16 protein-coding genes are annotated in these 17,454 nt (G+C 49.9%); all 16 read right to left on the bottom strand.

Features of this window, described 5'->3' with window-relative positions; all coding sequences use genetic code 11:
• Positions 1 to 90: 90 nt before the first annotated feature.
• The 16 genes from rsmA to FFM79_RS08350 all read right to left on the bottom strand — a co-directional run bounded on the left by rsmA (position 91) and on the right by FFM79_RS08350 (position 17,344).
• Positions 91 to 978 carry a 16S rRNA (adenine(1518)-N(6)/adenine(1519)-N(6))-dimethyltransferase RsmA gene (rsmA, locus tag FFM79_RS08425; protein ID WP_137643032.1) on the bottom strand — a complete coding sequence of 296 codons (888 nt, stop codon included), beginning with the start codon at positions 976 to 978 and terminating at the stop codon, positions 91 to 93.
• A complete protein-coding gene (gene rnmV, locus FFM79_RS08420; RefSeq protein WP_137643031.1) occupies positions 971 to 1,549 on the bottom strand; it encodes a ribonuclease M5 in 579 nt (192 codons plus the stop codon). The genes rsmA and rnmV overlap by 8 nt, the downstream gene beginning before the upstream one ends.
• Positions 1,536 to 2,312, bottom strand: a complete 777-nt coding sequence (locus FFM79_RS08415) for a TatD family hydrolase (RefSeq protein ID WP_137643030.1) — start codon at positions 2,310 to 2,312, stop codon at positions 1,536 to 1,538. The genes rnmV and FFM79_RS08415 overlap by 14 nt, the downstream gene beginning before the upstream one ends.
• A gap of 1,025 nt (positions 2,313 to 3,337) precedes the next feature.
• On the bottom strand, positions 3,338 to 5,389 hold the full coding sequence (metG, locus tag FFM79_RS08410) for a methionine--tRNA ligase (RefSeq protein ID WP_137643029.1): 2,052 nt from the start codon (positions 5,387 to 5,389) through the stop codon (positions 3,338 to 3,340).
• A gap of 130 nt (positions 5,390 to 5,519) precedes the next feature.
• Entirely contained in the window at positions 5,520 to 6,362 is an 843-nt protein-coding gene (locus tag FFM79_RS08405) for a DUF72 domain-containing protein (RefSeq protein WP_137643028.1), read from the bottom strand.
• A complete protein-coding gene (locus tag FFM79_RS08400; protein ID WP_137643027.1) occupies positions 6,359 to 7,060 on the bottom strand; it encodes an NAD-dependent protein deacylase in 702 nt (233 codons plus the stop codon). The genes FFM79_RS08405 and FFM79_RS08400 overlap by 4 nt, the downstream gene beginning before the upstream one ends.
• Positions 7,061 to 7,081: 21 nt before the next feature.
• Positions 7,082 to 8,041 carry an IpaB/EvcA family protein gene (locus FFM79_RS08395; protein WP_137643026.1) on the bottom strand — a complete coding sequence of 320 codons (960 nt, stop codon included), beginning with the start codon at positions 8,039 to 8,041 and terminating at the stop codon, positions 7,082 to 7,084.
• A complete protein-coding gene (locus tag FFM79_RS08390) occupies positions 8,034 to 9,320 on the bottom strand; it encodes a hydroxymethylglutaryl-CoA reductase, degradative (RefSeq protein WP_137643025.1) in 1,287 nt (428 codons plus the stop codon). The genes FFM79_RS08395 and FFM79_RS08390 overlap by 8 nt, the downstream gene beginning before the upstream one ends.
• A gap of 17 nt (positions 9,321 to 9,337) precedes the next feature.
• Entirely contained in the window at positions 9,338 to 10,264 is a 927-nt protein-coding gene (locus FFM79_RS08385) for a Ppx/GppA family phosphatase (protein ID WP_137643024.1), read from the bottom strand.
• Positions 10,265 to 10,717: 453 nt separating this feature from the next.
• Positions 10,718 to 11,716 (bottom strand): tRNA dihydrouridine synthase, encoded by a 999-nt coding sequence (locus FFM79_RS08380; protein ID WP_137643023.1) that lies wholly within the window; start codon positions 11,714 to 11,716, stop codon positions 10,718 to 10,720.
• A 133-nt stretch (positions 11,717 to 11,849) separates the two neighbouring features.
• On the bottom strand, positions 11,850 to 12,269 hold the full coding sequence (locus FFM79_RS08375; RefSeq protein WP_137643022.1) for a DUF3284 domain-containing protein: 420 nt from the start codon (positions 12,267 to 12,269) through the stop codon (positions 11,850 to 11,852).
• Complete coding sequence (locus tag FFM79_RS08370) at positions 12,259 to 12,447, bottom strand: hypothetical protein (protein ID WP_137643021.1); 189 nt, start codon at positions 12,445 to 12,447, stop codon at positions 12,259 to 12,261. The genes FFM79_RS08375 and FFM79_RS08370 overlap by 11 nt, the downstream gene beginning before the upstream one ends.
• Before the next feature lie 6 nt (positions 12,448 to 12,453).
• Positions 12,454 to 13,818, bottom strand: coding sequence for a PTS sugar transporter subunit IIC (locus FFM79_RS08365; RefSeq protein WP_137643020.1), 1,365 nt, complete (start codon positions 13,816 to 13,818; stop codon positions 12,454 to 12,456).
• Positions 13,819 to 13,884: 66 nt separating this feature from the next.
• Positions 13,885 to 14,595 carry a GntR family transcriptional regulator gene (locus tag FFM79_RS08360; protein WP_137643019.1) on the bottom strand — a complete coding sequence of 237 codons (711 nt, stop codon included), beginning with the start codon at positions 14,593 to 14,595 and terminating at the stop codon, positions 13,885 to 13,887.
• A gap of 638 nt (positions 14,596 to 15,233) precedes the next feature.
• Complete coding sequence (gene trpS, locus FFM79_RS08355) at positions 15,234 to 16,250, bottom strand: tryptophan--tRNA ligase (RefSeq protein WP_137643018.1); 1,017 nt, start codon at positions 16,248 to 16,250, stop codon at positions 15,234 to 15,236.
• Positions 16,251 to 16,567: 317 nt separating this feature from the next.
• Entirely contained in the window at positions 16,568 to 17,344 is a 777-nt protein-coding gene (locus FFM79_RS08350) for a carbon-nitrogen family hydrolase (protein WP_137643017.1), read from the bottom strand.
• Positions 17,345 to 17,454 lie beyond the last annotated feature (110 nt).

The raw sequence follows: 17,454 nt of genomic DNA, 5'->3' as shown, positions 1-17,454 counted from the left end.
AAACGTTTTCGGATAGAACCTGTTTAGTTGCAGGTTTTTACGCCGAAGCCCGTTACTTTAGTGACGGGAGAGTTCACGACCAGACCAATCCTAAATTAATTCAGCTGCGTGCAACGCATCCGTTAAGGTAATAAACTCGTCCACCGTCAAGCGTTCCGCCCGAATTTTCGGATCAATTTCAGCCGTCGCTAAGGCCGTTTCAATCGCCGTTTTTGTTTCCGGTTGCTTCCCGAACAAACTCTGCAAATTATTCCATAAGTTTTTCCGGCGGTGGGCAAAGCCAGCCTTGACCACCTTAAAGAAGGCCGCTTCATCAAACGGCACGTGCGTCCGCGCGGGTAGCGCCGTTAATTTAACGATGGCCGAATCAACGTTCGGGGCCGGCACAAAAACGGTCCGCGGTACAACCATTGCGAGTTCGGCCGCCATTCGGTACTGAACCGCAATCGTTAAGGCGCCGTACGCCTTGGTTCCCGGTTCCGCAGCCAAGCGGTCAGCTACTTCGCGTTGCATCATAACCACAATGTTTTCAAAGTGGACACTGCCCGCTAATAGGTTCATTAGAATTGGCGTCGTAATGTAGTACGGTAGGTTGGCGACCAGCTTCAACGGGCGCTCGTTATCTAAGTGCTCGCTAATCATGGCTGCTAAGTCCGCCTTCAAAATATCCTGGTTAACTACCGTGACATTGTCATAGTCAGCCAAAGTCTCGTCTAAAATCGGTAGTAAGCGGTCATCAATTTCAAAGGCCAACACGTGGTGGGCCGCCCGGGCTAAATATTCCGTTAAGGCCCCAATCCCAGGACCAATTTCAATCACGTTATCGTCCGGACCAATTTCAGCGGTCGCCACGATGTTGTGGAGGACGTTTTGATCGGTTAAAAAGTTCTGACCCAGGCTTTTCTTGACCCGCAGGCCGTAGGTGTTCATAATTGCCCGGGTATGTGCCGGACTTGCAATATCTACACTTTTACTCATTCGTTGAATCGTTCTCCTCTGTCGTTAGTTGACTGACGGCTTGCCAAAAAGCATCCGGTTGGATTTGGAATAACTGGAGCCGTTTAGGTAACTGCTTGCCGTTAACGTACCCAATTTGTAATAATTCCCCCAACCGCTCCCGGCGTTGGCGCGCTTGCGGTCCGGCTAACAAGCCGGCCTTGATCAGATCTCGCTGGCTAATCAAAACGGCTGGCGCGTCGGTCCGTTCCGTGTATAAATGGGCCAGGGCCGCGCGGATGGCTTCCGGGCTAGCGTGTTCAACGCCCAAGCTTCCTCCGGCCTTAGTCGGGACGCCCGCCTGCCGCGGCAAAAACGCGTGCTTAACGCCCGGTACGGCTGCTGAAATGGTTTTGCGGATGTGCTCCCCCGAATAATCCGGGTCGGTAAAGACAATCACCCCGCGACTGGCCTGTAACTGGCGAATATGCGCTAGCGTTTGGTCAGATAAGGCGGAGCCGTTCGTTTCGATGGTGTCCGCGTCAACCGCTAACGCCAAGCGCTTAGTATCATCCTTACCTTCAACTACGATTACTTCTTTAATTTTCTTCAATCTTAAAAAATTCCTCTGCATTTTGATAAGTTTGCGCGGCAATGGCCGCCGGCGTCGTTTCCCGTAATTTGGCAATGGCTTCCACCACGTAACGGGTATAGGCGGGCTGGTTCTGCTTGCCACGGTATGGTTCGGGTGTTAAATAGGGCGCGTCGGTTTCCACCAACAACTTATCCAGCGGCGTCTGCTGCACCGACGCGTGGACTTCACGGGCGTTTTTAAACGACGCCACCCCACTATACGAAATGTGCATCCCGAGGTCTAAGAACCGTTTCAACCATTCGGGGTCGCCATTAAAACTGTGCATTACCCCACCGGTATCGCGGATGTCCGCTTCCTTTAGAATCCGATAAGTGTCCGCAAACGCGTCCCGATTATGCACCGAAATCGGCATGTTCAAGTCCTTGGCAATCGCAACTTGACGGGCAAAAATCTTCTGCTGAGTATCGCGCGGCGACGTGTCCCAATGATAATCTAGGCCAATTTCGCCTAACGCCACGACTTCCGGCTGTTGTAGCTGGTCAATTAATACCTTTTCGGTTGCCGCCGTATAATTTTTCGAATCTTCCGGGTGCCAACCAACGATTGCCACTAATTCTGGATAGGTCCGCGCTAGTTGAAGCGCGTCCGCGTTCATTTGGGTATTGGAACCCACAATGGCCATTCGAACGACGTCCAAGTCGCGGGCCTGCTTCAAAAACCGGGGTACGTCCTGAATAAATTCGGCACTATTTAAATGGGTATGTGAATCAAAGATACGCATACTGTCCCTCTTTTCTGCTTGTGTTATCTTAGTTGATTTTACCATGAGACGCAAGCAGTAGCCAAAAAGCGCCCGTTACGGGCGGATTCTTTTTAACGAATCAACACCACGTACTACAATTAGTGTTGAGATTTTTGCCAGCAGCGGGTGTAACCGGGTGGCTGGAACACTGCGGGCATCGATTTGAGCCTTATTCTAAGCCGGAAGCAGCCCACTTCCAGCTAAGAATAATTTCGCAGTTGAGCCATGGTTACACCCGCTGCTGGCTAGACTAGTTTTTATATTGAGTTCTACGGATTAATTTTAATACGCCTTAAATAATGGAGATGATTCCACAGAAAATCACCAAATTTCGCATAATCTTGCTTATTTCAGTTGTCACAGCGAATTGATTGAAAATTAAATCGGCTGTCCTCTTAACAAATCAACACCGTACATCATAGCACCCGTATTATAGCAACCCTTTTAACGAGCCTAATCAAAAACCATCCAGTGCAGAAAAATTGAGTATTTTCCGCTCTGGATGGTTATTTTTTGCGTATTTGAATGGTAGGGATGACGGGCGACACCACGCTAAGGTGTCGAACCCGCGATACTCACCGGCTTGATAGCCGAAACGTGTTCGGGCCGACTTGGTCCTGCGGTTAGCTACGCCACCGGCACCATGCACAAACCGCATCGCACCGGTGGCTAGGCTAATCCTCCGACCAACCCATCGGCCCTCACACTCTATTGAAACGTGCTCGACCAAGCTGACCTCTGCGCTCGCTACGCTAAGGCGCCATCGCCAAGCCCGGGCGACGCTCCCCTACTTAATAGTCGAAACGTGCTCCAGACCAACTGATGCCTGCGCCTGCTACGCCAGCGGCACGACGCAAAAAGCGCGTCACTTTCCTGCGTTATAGCTGAAACGTGCTCGACCAAGCTGACCTCTGCGCTTGCTACGCTAAGGCGCCATCGCCAAGCCCGGGCGATAACGCCTTAGCTAGGCAATGCTCAAGGTCAACCCGCTTGGCCTCACACTCTTATGCCAACACCGACCCATTCACCAAATCTTCAGAAACAGTGATTAATTGCACCTTGCCATCGTGCTCCGACGACAACAACATACCTTGACTCATCTCGCCGCGCAACTTTCTTGGCTTCAAGTTGGCCACAATGATGACCTTCTTACCAATCAACTGTTCTGGTTCCGGATACCACTCCGCAATTCCTGACAAGATTTGCCGGTGATCTTCATCGCCCGCATCCAACCGGAATTGTAAGAGCTTGTCCGCGCCCTTCACCTTTTGAACAGTTACGACTTCGGCAACCTTTAGTTCGACTTTGTCAAAATCATCAATTGTAATTTCAGGTTTCGATAACTTCAGTTCGGTCTCAGCAGGGTTCCAATCCTGTTCAACCTCGGCTTCGTGCTTTGCAGCTTCCATAGCAGCCCGTCCCTTCTGTTTGTCCGATTTCGTCATTTTAGTCTTCAAGAAGTTGACCTCTTCGTCCATGTCAACCCGTGGGAAAATTGGCGTTCCCTTCGCAACCACTTGCGCACCAGCTGGTAAATCGCTCAGCTTCAAATCAGCAATTGCCAAATCATTAATATCTAACCCTAACTGGGTGAAAATTTCCTTAGGCGCGTGCGTCATTACTGGGCTGATCAAGCTGGCAATCACCCGCAGGCTGGCCGCTAAGTGGGCCATCACGCTAGCTAACTTGTCAGCATCCGCAGTGTCCGTACTCTTAGCTAACTTCCACGGTTCCGTTTCGTCAATGTACTTGTTAGAACGTGCGACCAACTTCCAAACTGATCCTAACGCATCCGCAAGGTGTAAGTCATCCATTTGCGCATTGTAATCCGTAATGGTCGTAGCAGCCACCGCCTCTAAATCGGCGTCAAAGTCCGTTACACCGGCCTTAAAAGCGGGCAGTTTGCCATCTTCGTACTTGTTGATCATTGCAACGGTCCGGTTCAACAAGTTACCAAGGTCGTTAGCCAAGTCGTAGTTGACCCGAGCAACGAAGTCTTCCGGCGTAAATAAACCGTCGTTCCCGTAAGGCATCGCCTTGATTAAGTAGTACCGTAAGGCGTCTAAGCCGTAGCGTTCTACCAAGGTTTCGGGATAAATCACGTTCCCCTTCGATTTGGACATCTTACCGTCCTTCATTAATAGCCAACCGTGACCAAAGACCTTCTTGGGGAGTGGTAAGCCGAGGGCGTGTAAAATAATTGGCCAGTAGATTGTGTGGAAACGAACGATTTCCTTCCCAACCATTTGAACGTCGGCTGGCCAGAACTTATTAAATAAGTCCTCGCTGTCGCCGGTTGCGTAACCGAGCGCGGTAATATAGTTGATTAGCGCGTCAATCCAAACGTAAACCACGTGCTTAGGATCGTTCTTAACGGGAACGCCCCAGGTAAAGCTGGTCCGCGTTACGGCTAAGTCTTCCAAGCCGGGCTTGATGAAGTTGTTGATCATTTCGTTCATCCGGTTAGCTGGTTCGATAAAGTCTGGGTGTTGCTTGTAGTAGTCTAATAACCAGTCGGCGTACTTGCTCATCTTGAAGAAGTACGATTGTTCCTTAACAAGTTCGACTTCGTGACCACTTGGAGCCTTACCACCGATTACCTTACCGTTATCGTCGCGATAAACTTCAGCGAGTTGCGTTTCCGTAAAGTATTCTTCGTCGTCAACCGAATACCAGCCTTCGTATTCGCCTAAGTAAATGTCGCCGCTCTTTAAGAGTCGGTCAAAGATTTCCTGGACAGCGCGTTCGTGGTAGTCATCCGTCGTCCGAATAAATTTAGTATTTGAAATTTCAAGTAATTGCCAAAGGTCCTTAATCCCCTTAGCCATCCCGTCCACGTAGGACTTAGGATCGGTGCCGAGTTTTTCGGCCTTTTCTTCAATTTTCAAGCCGTGTTCGTCCGTCCCGGTCAGGAAGAAGACGTCGTAACCCATGGCCCGCTTGTAACGCGCTAAGGTGTCACACGCAATTGTCGTGTAGGAGTTCCCGATGTGCAACTTGCCGGATGGATAATAAATCGGCGTTGTAATGTAGTACGTTGGTTTTGTTTCTGCCATAACCTAAATTCCCTTCAAACGTGTTGTTTTCAATTAACTGTGTCAATTTAGTTAAATTCTTTTTCATTGTATCATACTTAACGCTTAGTTTAAGGCGTTACGGGGTGAAAAGCCCTTAGACGCAACCCCCTTAAAATAAGTCGAGTTGTTGCGGTCCCAAATCGCCAAACGAAATTCCCAGCTGGGCCTTCAACGTCATCGCGTTGTCGGCCGCGTCACCACCGGAATTGTTGTTGAAGATCACGCACACTTCTGCGGTTTGCGTTTGCAGTTTTTCAACCACCCGTTTAAAATCAGCAATTTCCTGATCACTATAGCGGTAAAGCGTCCGCTGACTACGCCAGTTGGGCCCCTTGTTGGACCAGCCCTGCTGGTTACGGCCGTGGAGTCTTAGGAGTGCTAACTTGGGGCTCGTTACGACCGGTTCAAACGACACGCCGTCGTTGAGTGCGTGCGGTTCGTCCACGACAACGTGGGCCACTCCCAGGTCGCGTAAGAAGTCGAAAACCGCATCTTTCACGCCCGGTTCGTACCAACTCTGATTGCGAAATTCGACCGCGATTGGGAGTCCTGGTAACCACTGCACCATTCGCTGCAGATAGTGGAAATTACGGTTTGAACGTTCAAAAAACGGCGGAAATTGAAACAAAATTGCCTTCAACTGATTAGCTTGGACGAGGGGCTTTAACATCGCCCGGTACTCGCGGTACGCCGTTTTCAGAGCGTCCATCGATAGCCCCTCCTCCTGCATATTATGCAAGGTCATCACCTGGTTGGCCTTTAAAATGAATTGAAAGCGGTCCGGCACTTGCTGGTGCCACTTGGCAACCGTACTCGGCTTGGGAATCCCGTAAAACGGGGTATCAACTTCCACGACTGGCAGGACACCGGAATATTCCGTAAGCGTTAACTTGTCGGTGCCCCCCAGCAAACTAGGATGCTCCGTCCAAGTGGTTAAGCCAATTGTAATCATGCTACCGTCACTTCCTTAAAGAAGTCCACGGCGTTTTGCTGGACCATTGTAAACGCGAACGGCAATTGTAAGGGTTCTTCATTAATTGCCATTACCTGGGCATTCGCCGCCCGGTAGTCAATTAACCCGGCAAACGGATAGACCCGAAACGACGTGCCACAAATGACGACCAGGTCGGCTTGCTGGAGATACTGAACCGCCCGCTCGATATTGGCCGTCGCAATGCCCTCATCATAAAGAACGACGTTTGGCCGCAAGTACCCGTGATCAGTCGCATGGTATGGCGATTTCAAGTAGTCTTCCCAGGCCACCGTTTGACCACAGGTCGTGCAATAAATTTGGTATAAATTACCATGAAACTCAACTAAGTGTTGCGTATCCGCAACGTGATACAAATTATCAATATTTTGCGTAATCACACTCGCCCGGCCTTGCCGGGTTAGCGCTGCCATTTTTTCGTGAATTACATTGGGTTGCGCTTTCGGGTAATACAGGTTTTGTTTTAAATAGTTATAAAAGCCGAGTGGGTCGGCCTTCAAAAACTGGTGACTTAAATAATATTCAGCGTTATGGTGTCCGGTATACAGGCCGTTTTTCGACCGGTAATCCGGAATACCCGACGGGGTCGACACCCCGGCCCCCGTCATAAAAACAATGTGGTGCGCGTTTTGTACGGCTGCTTGTGCGCTTGTGTCCATGCCAAATTCCCCCTTAGTTGCTTAACGCAAGGTGTACGGAATGTCTAGACCAGTCAAGAGCTCCTTAACCGTTTTACCATAGGTCTCCTTAAAGAAAGCATCACTATGCTTTTGCGCTGGCGCGGGTAAGACGAAGGCGTTTTGCTGGTCACCCTTGTTTAACCCGATGTACGCCCGGGTATTCTTATGCTTGTCCAACATATCCGAATGGAAAATATCAAATAATTGTCGTACTTCTAACCGTTCCTGGCGTTCGCTCAATACGTTTTGAACCGTGACGAATTCGTTCCCGTGCAGTCCCGGTAATTGCCAAGCCGTCATTTGATCGTCAAAGGCCTTAAACAACTTCACAATTGCCCGGCGCATCCCAAACGGGGTATCGACGGCCTTGCGGGTAATGACCGCGTACAACGTCTTAGCAGCTGGCCAACTCTTCGGAAAGTCGCCGCTGACCCGCTTTTCAAGTTCCGGTGCCAAATCTCCGTTAAAGAAAACGAGCAGGTCGGTCAACGTTAAGAGTCGGAGCGTCATCATGGCATCGTCCTTATTAGGGACTTCGGGATCAATGGTCGCGTAGACGCCCTTCACGTATTCAGCTTCCACCGTCTCATCAATTAAAGCGTGCTCGCGCTGTTTAGCAACGACTAACACGTGACTGACCATGTCATACAGTTCCGTGGCAATTGCCATCAGCTGTTCGTCTAACTGCTGGTCGCGCGTCGTTAAATTGAAAGTAATCTGGGGAAACCCTTGTAGTAATAGCAGTAAATGGAGTAGTTCGTGGGACGCCGTATAGTTGGGCGCGGTGACGTCCTTCACTTCAACCACAATGTTACCGTCTTTAAGCACTTGTTGCGCCTGGTCGTGACGCACGTATCCAGATTTTTCCGTCCCTAAATGGACGGAAACGTTATCGGGATAAAGTGAATTGGTCAGGTTGATTAAGCCGGTTACGGCTTCGTTTAATTTAATTTCAGTCATCGGTCTCTTCCTTTTTTGTTGATCCAGTCCGACGCAGCGTTGCAATCAACCGTTGCGTCGTCGCTAAGTCTTGATGGGGCGCTTGTTCTAATTGTTGTAATAACCGGGGCACTTCTTCCGGCGTCGCGCCAGCGGCTAGCGCTAATGATTTCAATTGCAGGTGCATGTGGCCCTGTTGAATTCCGGTCGTCACGAGAGCCCGAACAGCGGCTAAGTTTTGAGCCAGGCCAGTTGCAACCATAATTCGCTCCAAGTCGCGGGCACTGGTAATGCCTAATAGCCGCTGGTTAAGTTGCGCCAGTTCGTTGATTTTAATCGAACCACCAACGATTCCAACTGGTAACGGTAATTCTAAGCTACCATATAACGTCTGCCCATCCGTCGTCCAGCAACTCATACCACGATACTGGCCCGCCTGAACCGCGTAAGCGTGGGCCCCACTTTCAAGTGCTCGCCAGTCGTTCCCGGTCGCAACCGCCACGGCGTCGATGCCGTTCATGATGCCCTTGTTGTGGGTCGTCGCCCGGTACGGGTCCAACTGGGCGACCTGGCTAGCCGCAGCAATCTTTTGTGCCACTAACTGGCCGGAATACCGGCCCGCTTGTAGTAAGCCGACCGGAATATCACATTCCGCTTTAACGAGGCTGGCGGTCGCGTAGTTGGATAGAATGCTCATCAGTGGCGCCGTCTTCGTTAACACGCCAATTGACTTGGCCACGGCCTCAAGCATACTGTTCAGCATGTTGGCCCCCATGGCAGCCTGCACGTCCACGAATAGGTCCACGGATAAGTAACCGGCACCCAAAATGCGCGTGCGTAGTTTACGCGCCCCGCCGCCACGCTTTTTTAGGCTGGGGTGGGCCGCATCGGCCACTTCTAAGAGCCGCACGGCGTGACTTTCAATCAAAGCCGCCGTTTGCTGGGGGTCCGGTAACTGCTCTAAAACAATTTGACCAATCATTTCTCGGCGTTTCAAAGTGGTCCGGAAACCGCCAGCCCGTTTAACAATCTTGGCGCCGTTACTAGCCGCGGCAATGACCGATGGTTCTTCGGTCACCATCGGTACGATGTGCGCCTGACCGTCAATCACAAAGTTAACCGCCAGCCCCATTGGCAGGGGGTAATCCGTTAAATAGTTTTCAATGATATCGTGGTGTTGCGGTAAGTAGTATTTTTTAAAAAGGGCCTGCTCCGCCGCACTCAGCTGCGTCTGTTCGGCAACGATGGCGACCCGCTCTGCCCATGATTTTTGATAAAAATGACGAAAATCAGCTGTCATATAACCCTTCCTGTTCTTTAATCATTGGTTTGCTGCAAGTATTCCGAAATAATGCCCTCGCGAACGCCACTTTCGGAGAAAATCACCCGGTCACTATCGAGCATTTGGAGAAGTGTCACCAGCGGCAGCATCCCCCCCACGATAATGTCAGCGCGGGCGTATTCCATGCCGGAGATATCCTGACGACCGCGCTTAGAACGCGCTAAGAAGTCTAAAAAGGTGTGGTAAACGGTCTCCGTCTTTAAGCGGTAGCCGTGGATATCCTCTACTTTCAGCTTTTTTTGACGCCGACGGTTAATCCGGGCAAGTGTCCGGTTAGCTCCTCCTAGTAAAACAATTGGGCAGTGGGACGCCTCACTCAGCCACCAGATGTCCGCTAAGCGGTCGCGGAGAAACATTTGCGCCCGAAACAAGTTTACGGACGGAACGAGGTCGTTTAATCCAAATTGTTCAGACAGGGTCACGGCGCCAAACGGAACACTGATCAGATGCTGCTTAACGCCGTTTTTAACTAAAATCAGTTCACAACTAGCGCCACCGGTATCTAAAATCAAGCAGTTTTTAATGACTAACGAGTTCGCAACGCCTAAATAGTCGTAGTAGGCCTCGTCGTCACCGGACAGCACCCGTAAATCAAGCCCAATTGCTTGTTTAACCTGCTTTAGAAAAGCCGCTTGGTTACTCGCCATCCGCACGGCCGCCGTCGTAATTCCAATCACGTCGGTATCGGGCATCCGTTCGTACAGACGGCGAAAATTGATCAACGCTTTAATCGTTCGGTTAATCGCAGCCGGTTGCAACGTGTGTTCCGGCCCCATTCCTTCTGACAAGCGGGTGTCTTCTTTGACCCGCTTGAGCTCTTCAACGTGCCCGTTGGCGTACAAACGGCTGACTGCCATCCGTGCCGAATTCGAGCCAAGATCCACAATTGCTAAGTTTCTCATGCCACACCACGCTCGCTTTTCCTTGAAATTAATCAGTTAGTCTTATTTTAACATGAAACCCTGCTGTGAGAGTGTGAGGACTAGCGCTTTGGTCTGAGGATTAGCCTAACAAGGTGCTGTATGCGGTCTGTGCATATAGCACCTTGTGTAGCTAACCGCAGGACCAGCTAGTCTGAACACGTTTCGGCTATCTAGTGAGAAGCGTCAAGTTGAACATTGAGCATTGCCTAGCTAAGACGTTGTCGTGGGTTAGGCGACGGCGGCTTAGCGTAGCAAGCGCAAATGTCAGTCGGGCCGAACACGTTTCGACTATTTAGCAGGCGGGCGTATGCGGTCTGTGCATATAGCACCTTGTGTAGCTAACCGCAGGACCAGCTAGTCTGAACACGTTTCAACAATCAGCATTTAAAAACGCAAATGAGGATGACCGGTTACCCCGTCATCCTCATCCAATTATTCAACTAGCGCTTGGTAATTCGCCAATATTTTTCGCACGTCATCGGTCGACTTAGCATCCATCATCGCGTTACGTAGGGCCGTCGCCCCCAGTTCGGGCCGTGCATAAATTTTGAAAAAGCGTTTCAACGACGGAAAGCGGGGGACGTCGTACTTAGTCGCAAAGTCGTCGAATAAATCCAACTGTAACCGCAACAGCCCCAGTAACTCGTCCAGGGAATGCGGTTGTGGCTGCGCTTCAAACGCAAACGGGTTGGCAAACACCCCGCGACCAATCATGACACCGTCTAACCCGGGATGTTGCTTGGCCAACGCCACAGCGGCTTGATAATCCAGCACGTCACCGTTAACTTGCAGGAGCGTTTCCGGCGCAATTTGATCACGTAACCGGATTAAATCGTCGATGACTTCCACGTGGGCGGGCACCTTACTCATCTCTTGCTTGGTTCGTAGGTGCACCGTCAATACGGCCACGTGTTGTTCTAGTAAAGTCGTTATCCACTGCGGGTATTCATCTAGCCGACTGTACCCCAGCCGGGTCTTAGCACTTACTGCCAGCCCCGACGTTTTAGCCGCGGCAATCACGTCCGCCGCCCACTGGGGGTTGCGAATCAAATCACTACCACCGTGATTCTTAATAACCGTCCCGTCCGGACAACCCATGTTAATGTCGACCGCTTCAAATCCGCGGTCCTTCAAAACGGCCGTCGCCCGGGCAAAATCATCCGCCTGATTGCCCCATAATTGCACTACCGGCCGCCGTTTCTCAGCTGGTGCTACGTACAAACGACCGTGAACCGGAAATTTGGTATGCGGATCCGTAATACTTTTAGCATAAACAAACTCACTAAAAAACGTATCCGGTGCGGCCGCACGACTGATGACCTGCCGAAATACCGTATTACTAACGGCTTCCATTGGTGCCATCGTTAAAATTGGCCGGTGGGCTGCTTTCGCCTGGGCCGCAATTTGGGTCCAAAATGGTGTTTCTGTCACGTTAAGTTACCCCTTCTCAATATCTGAATGGCTAATATTCTATCATTAACCCGGGGACTTTGCAGACTTTCCGTTTAACGCCCAAAAGGAGCTAGCCACGTTAACACGTGACTAACTCCTTAATTAACGGGGCCTATTGATAATAGGCCGCCGCCATTTGGCTCATCATTTTCTTAAAACGGCGTTTACGGAACCAACCTAATAGGAAGATTCCCATCCGGTTGTTAGCCTGAGCTTTGTTATCCTTTCCAATTACCGTTTCCGCGTAGGTTAAGGTGGTTTGGTGATCCGCCGTCGCCTCAAACTGATAGTCGACGCCGTAATGATCCCGCGGTGTCTCCAATTGATAAGCGTAGCGAATCCCCGGTTCAGCGTGGGTAATCGTCAAGGAGCCGGTCATCCCGTTGCCCCAGCGTTTCTCGTAACGGTAGCCCTGCAGGCTCTGCTTGGGCGCTGGCCGCCCCGTTTGTTGCCGAATATCTGCCTGTGCCGATCCAATTAATTGGGAATACAAATAGTCGACGGGGGCGTTTAATTTAACTTTAATCTGCATGTTGGTTGCTCCTTTCGAGGCGACCGACCCGCCGATACAGTAAATACAACCCGGCGCTCAGTCCTAACCCTAGTCCGAGTGTCACCCACTGCCCGATCGTGCCGGCCAAGGGACTCAAGACGACAACTAATAAACATAAGTTAATTCCAATGAGTAAACACTGTTTTAAGGTTTTCATGAGTTTTTATTCTCCAATCTCTGCTGGTTTGATGCGGTTAGCAGCCTTAACAAATGGTACGTAAATCGCAAAGGCAATCAAGGCGTTGACCACTTGTAGGACAACTGACCGCCAGTCCATCGTCGCAACTAAGGCGTTCATAATCGGTGGCATTGACCAAACGATGTTGTTCGTAATTGGTGCAACCCAGCCAGCGGTAATCGCACCGTAAGCAATTGAAACGGTAACCACTGGTGCCAAAATAAACGGAATAAAGTAAATTGGGTCTAATACAATTGGTAACCCGAACATAACGGGTTCATTAATGTTAAAGAAGCCTGGTCCAATGGCCAATTTCGCCACTGACCGTTGATCATCACGTTTACTAAAGACCAGAATGGCAATCAAGAGGAGCAAGGTTGAGCCGGCCCCACCGATCCAAGCATACAGGTCGAAGCAGTTCCGTGTCCAAAGGTATGGTAAGTCTTGGTGGGCCTGAAAGGCGTTAATGTTGGCTAATTGTGCCGTTAACCAAATCCCATCTAAAACGGGGGCCAAGACGTTGGAACCGTGAATCCCGAAGAACCAGAATACTTGTACTAATAACGTCATCAAGAGAACTGCCCCGTAACCTTGGGAGAGGTTCAAGAGTGGTTCTTGAATAACCTTAGCAATCCATTCGATAACCGTTGTTTGACCAAAGTTACTGAATAACCAGTTGATAATCCCAACAACGTAGAAGGCTGCAGCGGCTGGAATAATCCCCGTGAAGGCGTTTGCAACTGCCGGCGGTACTGAATCCGGCATTTTAATTGTAATGTGTTTCTTCATCAAGAAGATGTAAACGGTACTTGCAATCGCCCCTAAGATCATAACGGTAAAGAAACCGTACGAACCAAAGTAGGTGTTGAAGTTGAAGTAGCCCCACGCCGTCACTTGTTTGCCGGCAACGGCCATTCCAGAGTCCGTCAAAATTTTAGTTGCGCCTGCGCTTAGACTCTTAGTTAACGTCCCCGTGAAGTTTTGTGGCAAACTCATGATGAACGTTCCAAGGGTTACGATCCCACCAGTAACAGGTTCAACCTTGTACTGGGTTGCTAATTGGTAACCAAACGTGAATGAAAAAATTAATCCTAAAATTGCTAACGTTCCGGTCCAAACCATTCCGTTGATTCCAATTAACCACTGCATTGAGTTCACGAACCCCATCCAACCAAACTTCGTTGGAATATCGCGAACCAAGGCGTTCAAGACGGTCGCAATCGAACCGGCCATCATTGCCGGCATAATTGAGATAAATGCGTCACGTAATGCAACTAACCACCGAACGTTTCCGATTTTAGCTGCAACAGGTACTAAATGTTTATTTAACCATTCGATAAATGAATTCATAATACCCTCACTCCTATTCTAATTAGTGCCAGGAACGGATTCAATGACCCCTGAACCCGTCAGGACTTATTTTTGCAAATCAATGTTTTCGGTATGGTAATACAGTTCTAAGTCTGGATAGACAAAGAAAGTTTGTGAAAAGTTAAACACATCGCCATTTGCCAAATAATTAATTGCATCCAAACACATCGTCTTATCGCCTACTGGCACGCCGATCAACGCCGCACGCTCGTCATTCAACCTGACTTGATGAACGTAGTTTTCCGTCGTACTTCCGTAAATATCATAAGCTTCCCGTAAGAAAGCAAAGATTGAATGCTGGACACTATCCGTCGATAAAAACGGCACCACCGTCCGCGGAAAGTACGACTCTTCAAGGTCGTATAGGGTCCCTTTCAGGTAACGTAACCGGATGACACGGTATAATTCCGTTCCAACCGCAATGTTACCCTGACCCGCTAACCGGTCGTCCGCTTGGACTTTGTCGAACGTGACTACTTGTGAGACTAACGGTCCCCCTTCGACCATCGCCGCACGGTCAAACCCGATTGACAAATTTAAAATGGTTCCCGAGTTTGCTGGCTGCTTGATGATAAAGTTACCGCTGCCCTGCACGCGCCTGAGAAGCCCGTGCCGGAAAACAACGTCGATTGCTTTGCGAATGGTGTTCCGACTTGCATCGAAGCGTTGCATTAACACTTTTTCCGTCGGTAACTTCGTCGTATATTCGTCGGCCATAATCGACTTGATAATGTCCTGCGCAATGGCATGATACATGGTCATTCCTCCTTTCTGGTCTAAATTAGTAGGTGCTTGTAAAACTTGTGCCCACAAATTATGTTAGCACATTCACATTGAAAGCGCTTCAATTTTCAAAACTTTAGACCAATTATTTTTTATATTTTTAAAAATATCTTAATGTATCAATATATTTGTACCCATGAAAATAAGTGGTCTAGACGACCGTTTTCTTTCATCATCAGCTAATAAAAAAGCTCGCAAACGCAGTCATTACAACGTTTACGAGCTTTTTAAATGTGCATATTGCTTGGCAATCGGCCAGGCTGTTTTCAGGTTTTTTCATGGGCTACCGAAACGTGTTCGGGCCGACTGACGCCTGCGCCTACTACGCTAAGGGCACAATGCCCAAACCCGGCACCATGCCCTTAGCTAGGTAGTGCTCAGCATCAGCCCGTCGGCCCTTACACTCTAATTGAAACGTGTTCAACCAAGCTGACCACTGTGCTTACTGCGCTAAGCCGCCATCGCATAAACCACGACACGCCCTGCCCTATAGCCGAAACGTGTTCGGGCCGGCTTGGTCCTGCGGTTAGCTACGCCACCGGTACAACGCACAACCCGCGTCATACCGGTGGCTAGGCTAATCCTCAGACCAACCCGCCGGCCCTCACACTCTAATCAAAATAATTAATTCCAATCGCTGCCTGCATCTCGCTCCAAGTCTGGTCCGCCACCACGTTAGCCTTCGCCGTTCCATCCTTTAAGATCTGCAAAACCTGCGCCGGGTCCGCCTCGTAGATTGCCCGCCGCTCGCGGATTGGGCGCAACACCCCGTCCAACACGTCCATCAAGTAACGCTTAATCTTCACGTCACCCAAACCACCATGCTGGTACTGCGCCTTCAAGTCCGCAACCTTCGCCTTATCCTCATCAAAGATATCCAAATAAGTGAAGACCACGTTGCCCTCAATCTTACCCGGATCCTCAATGTGAATATGGTCCGGATCCGTGTACATCGACATCACTTTCTTCTTTAACGTATCCGCATCATCAGACAAGTAGATCGCATTCCCCAACGATTTACTCATCTTGGCATTCCCATCAAGCCCAGGAATCCGCCCCAACCCTTTTGGTGGGAAGTAGCCTTCCGGTTCAACCAACGTATCGGTGTTATACGTCTTATTAAAGCTCCGCACCAGTTCACGGGTTTGTTCCAACATCGGCTCTTGATCGTCACCAACGGGCACCGTCGTCGCCTTGAATGCCGTAATATCGGCCGCTTGACTAACCGGGTAAACGAAAAAGCCCGCCGGAACGCTTTCACCAAACGCCTTTTGCTTAATTTCCGTTTTAACCGTTGGGTTGCGGTTTAACCGGGCAACCGTCACTAAGTTTAAGTACTGGTTCATCATGTCCGTCAGCGCGGGAATTTGTGACTGAACCAAAATGGTCGTCTTCTTAGGATCAATCCCAACCGCTAAATAATCCATCGCAACCTGTAGCAAACTCCGTTGAATTTTCTCGGGATCGTGCGCGTTATCAGTCAACGCTTGGTTATCCGCAATCATAATGTATGACTCGTAATCACCACTATTTTGTAATAGCACCCGGTTACGCAACGAACCCACGTAATGGCCAATGTGTAGTTTACCAGTTGGGCGATCACCCGTTAAAATTACCTTTTTTGTCATGTTGAACATCCTTTCAAATTTCTGGTCAGTTGAAACCAAAAAAAGCGTCCCAACTGACTTTAATAGTCAATTAGGACGCATTACCGTGGTACCACCTAAATTGCAGAAACTTGTTTCTGCCACTCGTTACCGATAAGGGTGGGTTCCCGGCTTGCACCGAATCTCCAAAAAGCCAATTCGGTCAGCCGTCCTCGCTTTCAGCATTCGTGAGGTCTCTGTTGGTGGCGTTCCTACTGTTCTTTTCTTCAACGATTAATTAGTTCCAGTTTAAGCGTTATCACAACGCCTGTCAAAATTTCTTCAACCGCCCCCGGCAATCAGTACAGCTCCGGCCGCCGGTCCGCGAAAACGGGCAGTTGTTCCCGCACCCGCTCGACTTGCTTCAAATCTAACGTGGCCGTAATCAATTGCGCGTGGGCACCACCGATCGCCACGAGCTTTCCAAGCGGATCTACCACTAACGATTGCCCGCCAAACGCGTTCTGGGGGTCGTCACCGACCCGGTTGACCGCCACCACATAGGCTTGGTTTTCAATCGCCCGCGCCTGTAACAGTAATCGCCACTGCGTCAACCGCGCTGTCGGCCATTCAGCACTAACAAACAGGACTTGTGGTCCCCGGGCCGCCTGCTTACGGAGCCATTCCGGAAAACGGATATCGTAACAAATCACCCCAAACGCAGGAACATTATCCAGCGTAAACCGATTCTCTTGGTTGCCAGCGGTCATGACTTCTTGTTCACCCATCAAGCCAAAGCAGTGTACCTTATCGTAGCGGCTTAAAAGCTGGCCCTGTCGGTCAAACGTTAGCATTTCATTATAGTAGTGCCCGTTGCGAGCCACCGCGACCGAACCGCCGACGATGTTCACCTTCCACTGCCGGGCAAGGGCACTTAACTGGGTTTGCGTCTGCTGGCCATTTTGATCCGCTAATTCGGGTAACCGGTCCAACGCGTACCCCGTGTTCCAAAGTTCGGGCAAGACGAGCACGTCCACGTGCTGGCGAGCCGCCTTTTGAATGGCAGCGGACACCTGCTTGAAATTCGCCGCCGGATCCCCGTAACGAATGTCTAATTGAATTAACCCCACACGCAAGTTGCCACCTCCATTTATTAGAATTATTAAAATCATATTAGAATACTTCCGAACAACATGCAAGTCTGCGTTTCGCCAAGCGCGGCCCCATGCTCTTTAATTGACACTCG

The organism is Lactiplantibacillus modestisalitolerans (assembly GCF_005405425.1).
GTDB lineage: Bacteria > Bacillota > Bacilli > Lactobacillales > Lactobacillaceae > Lactiplantibacillus > Lactiplantibacillus modestisalitolerans.
This window is presented reverse-complemented; position numbering and strand designations above follow the sequence as displayed.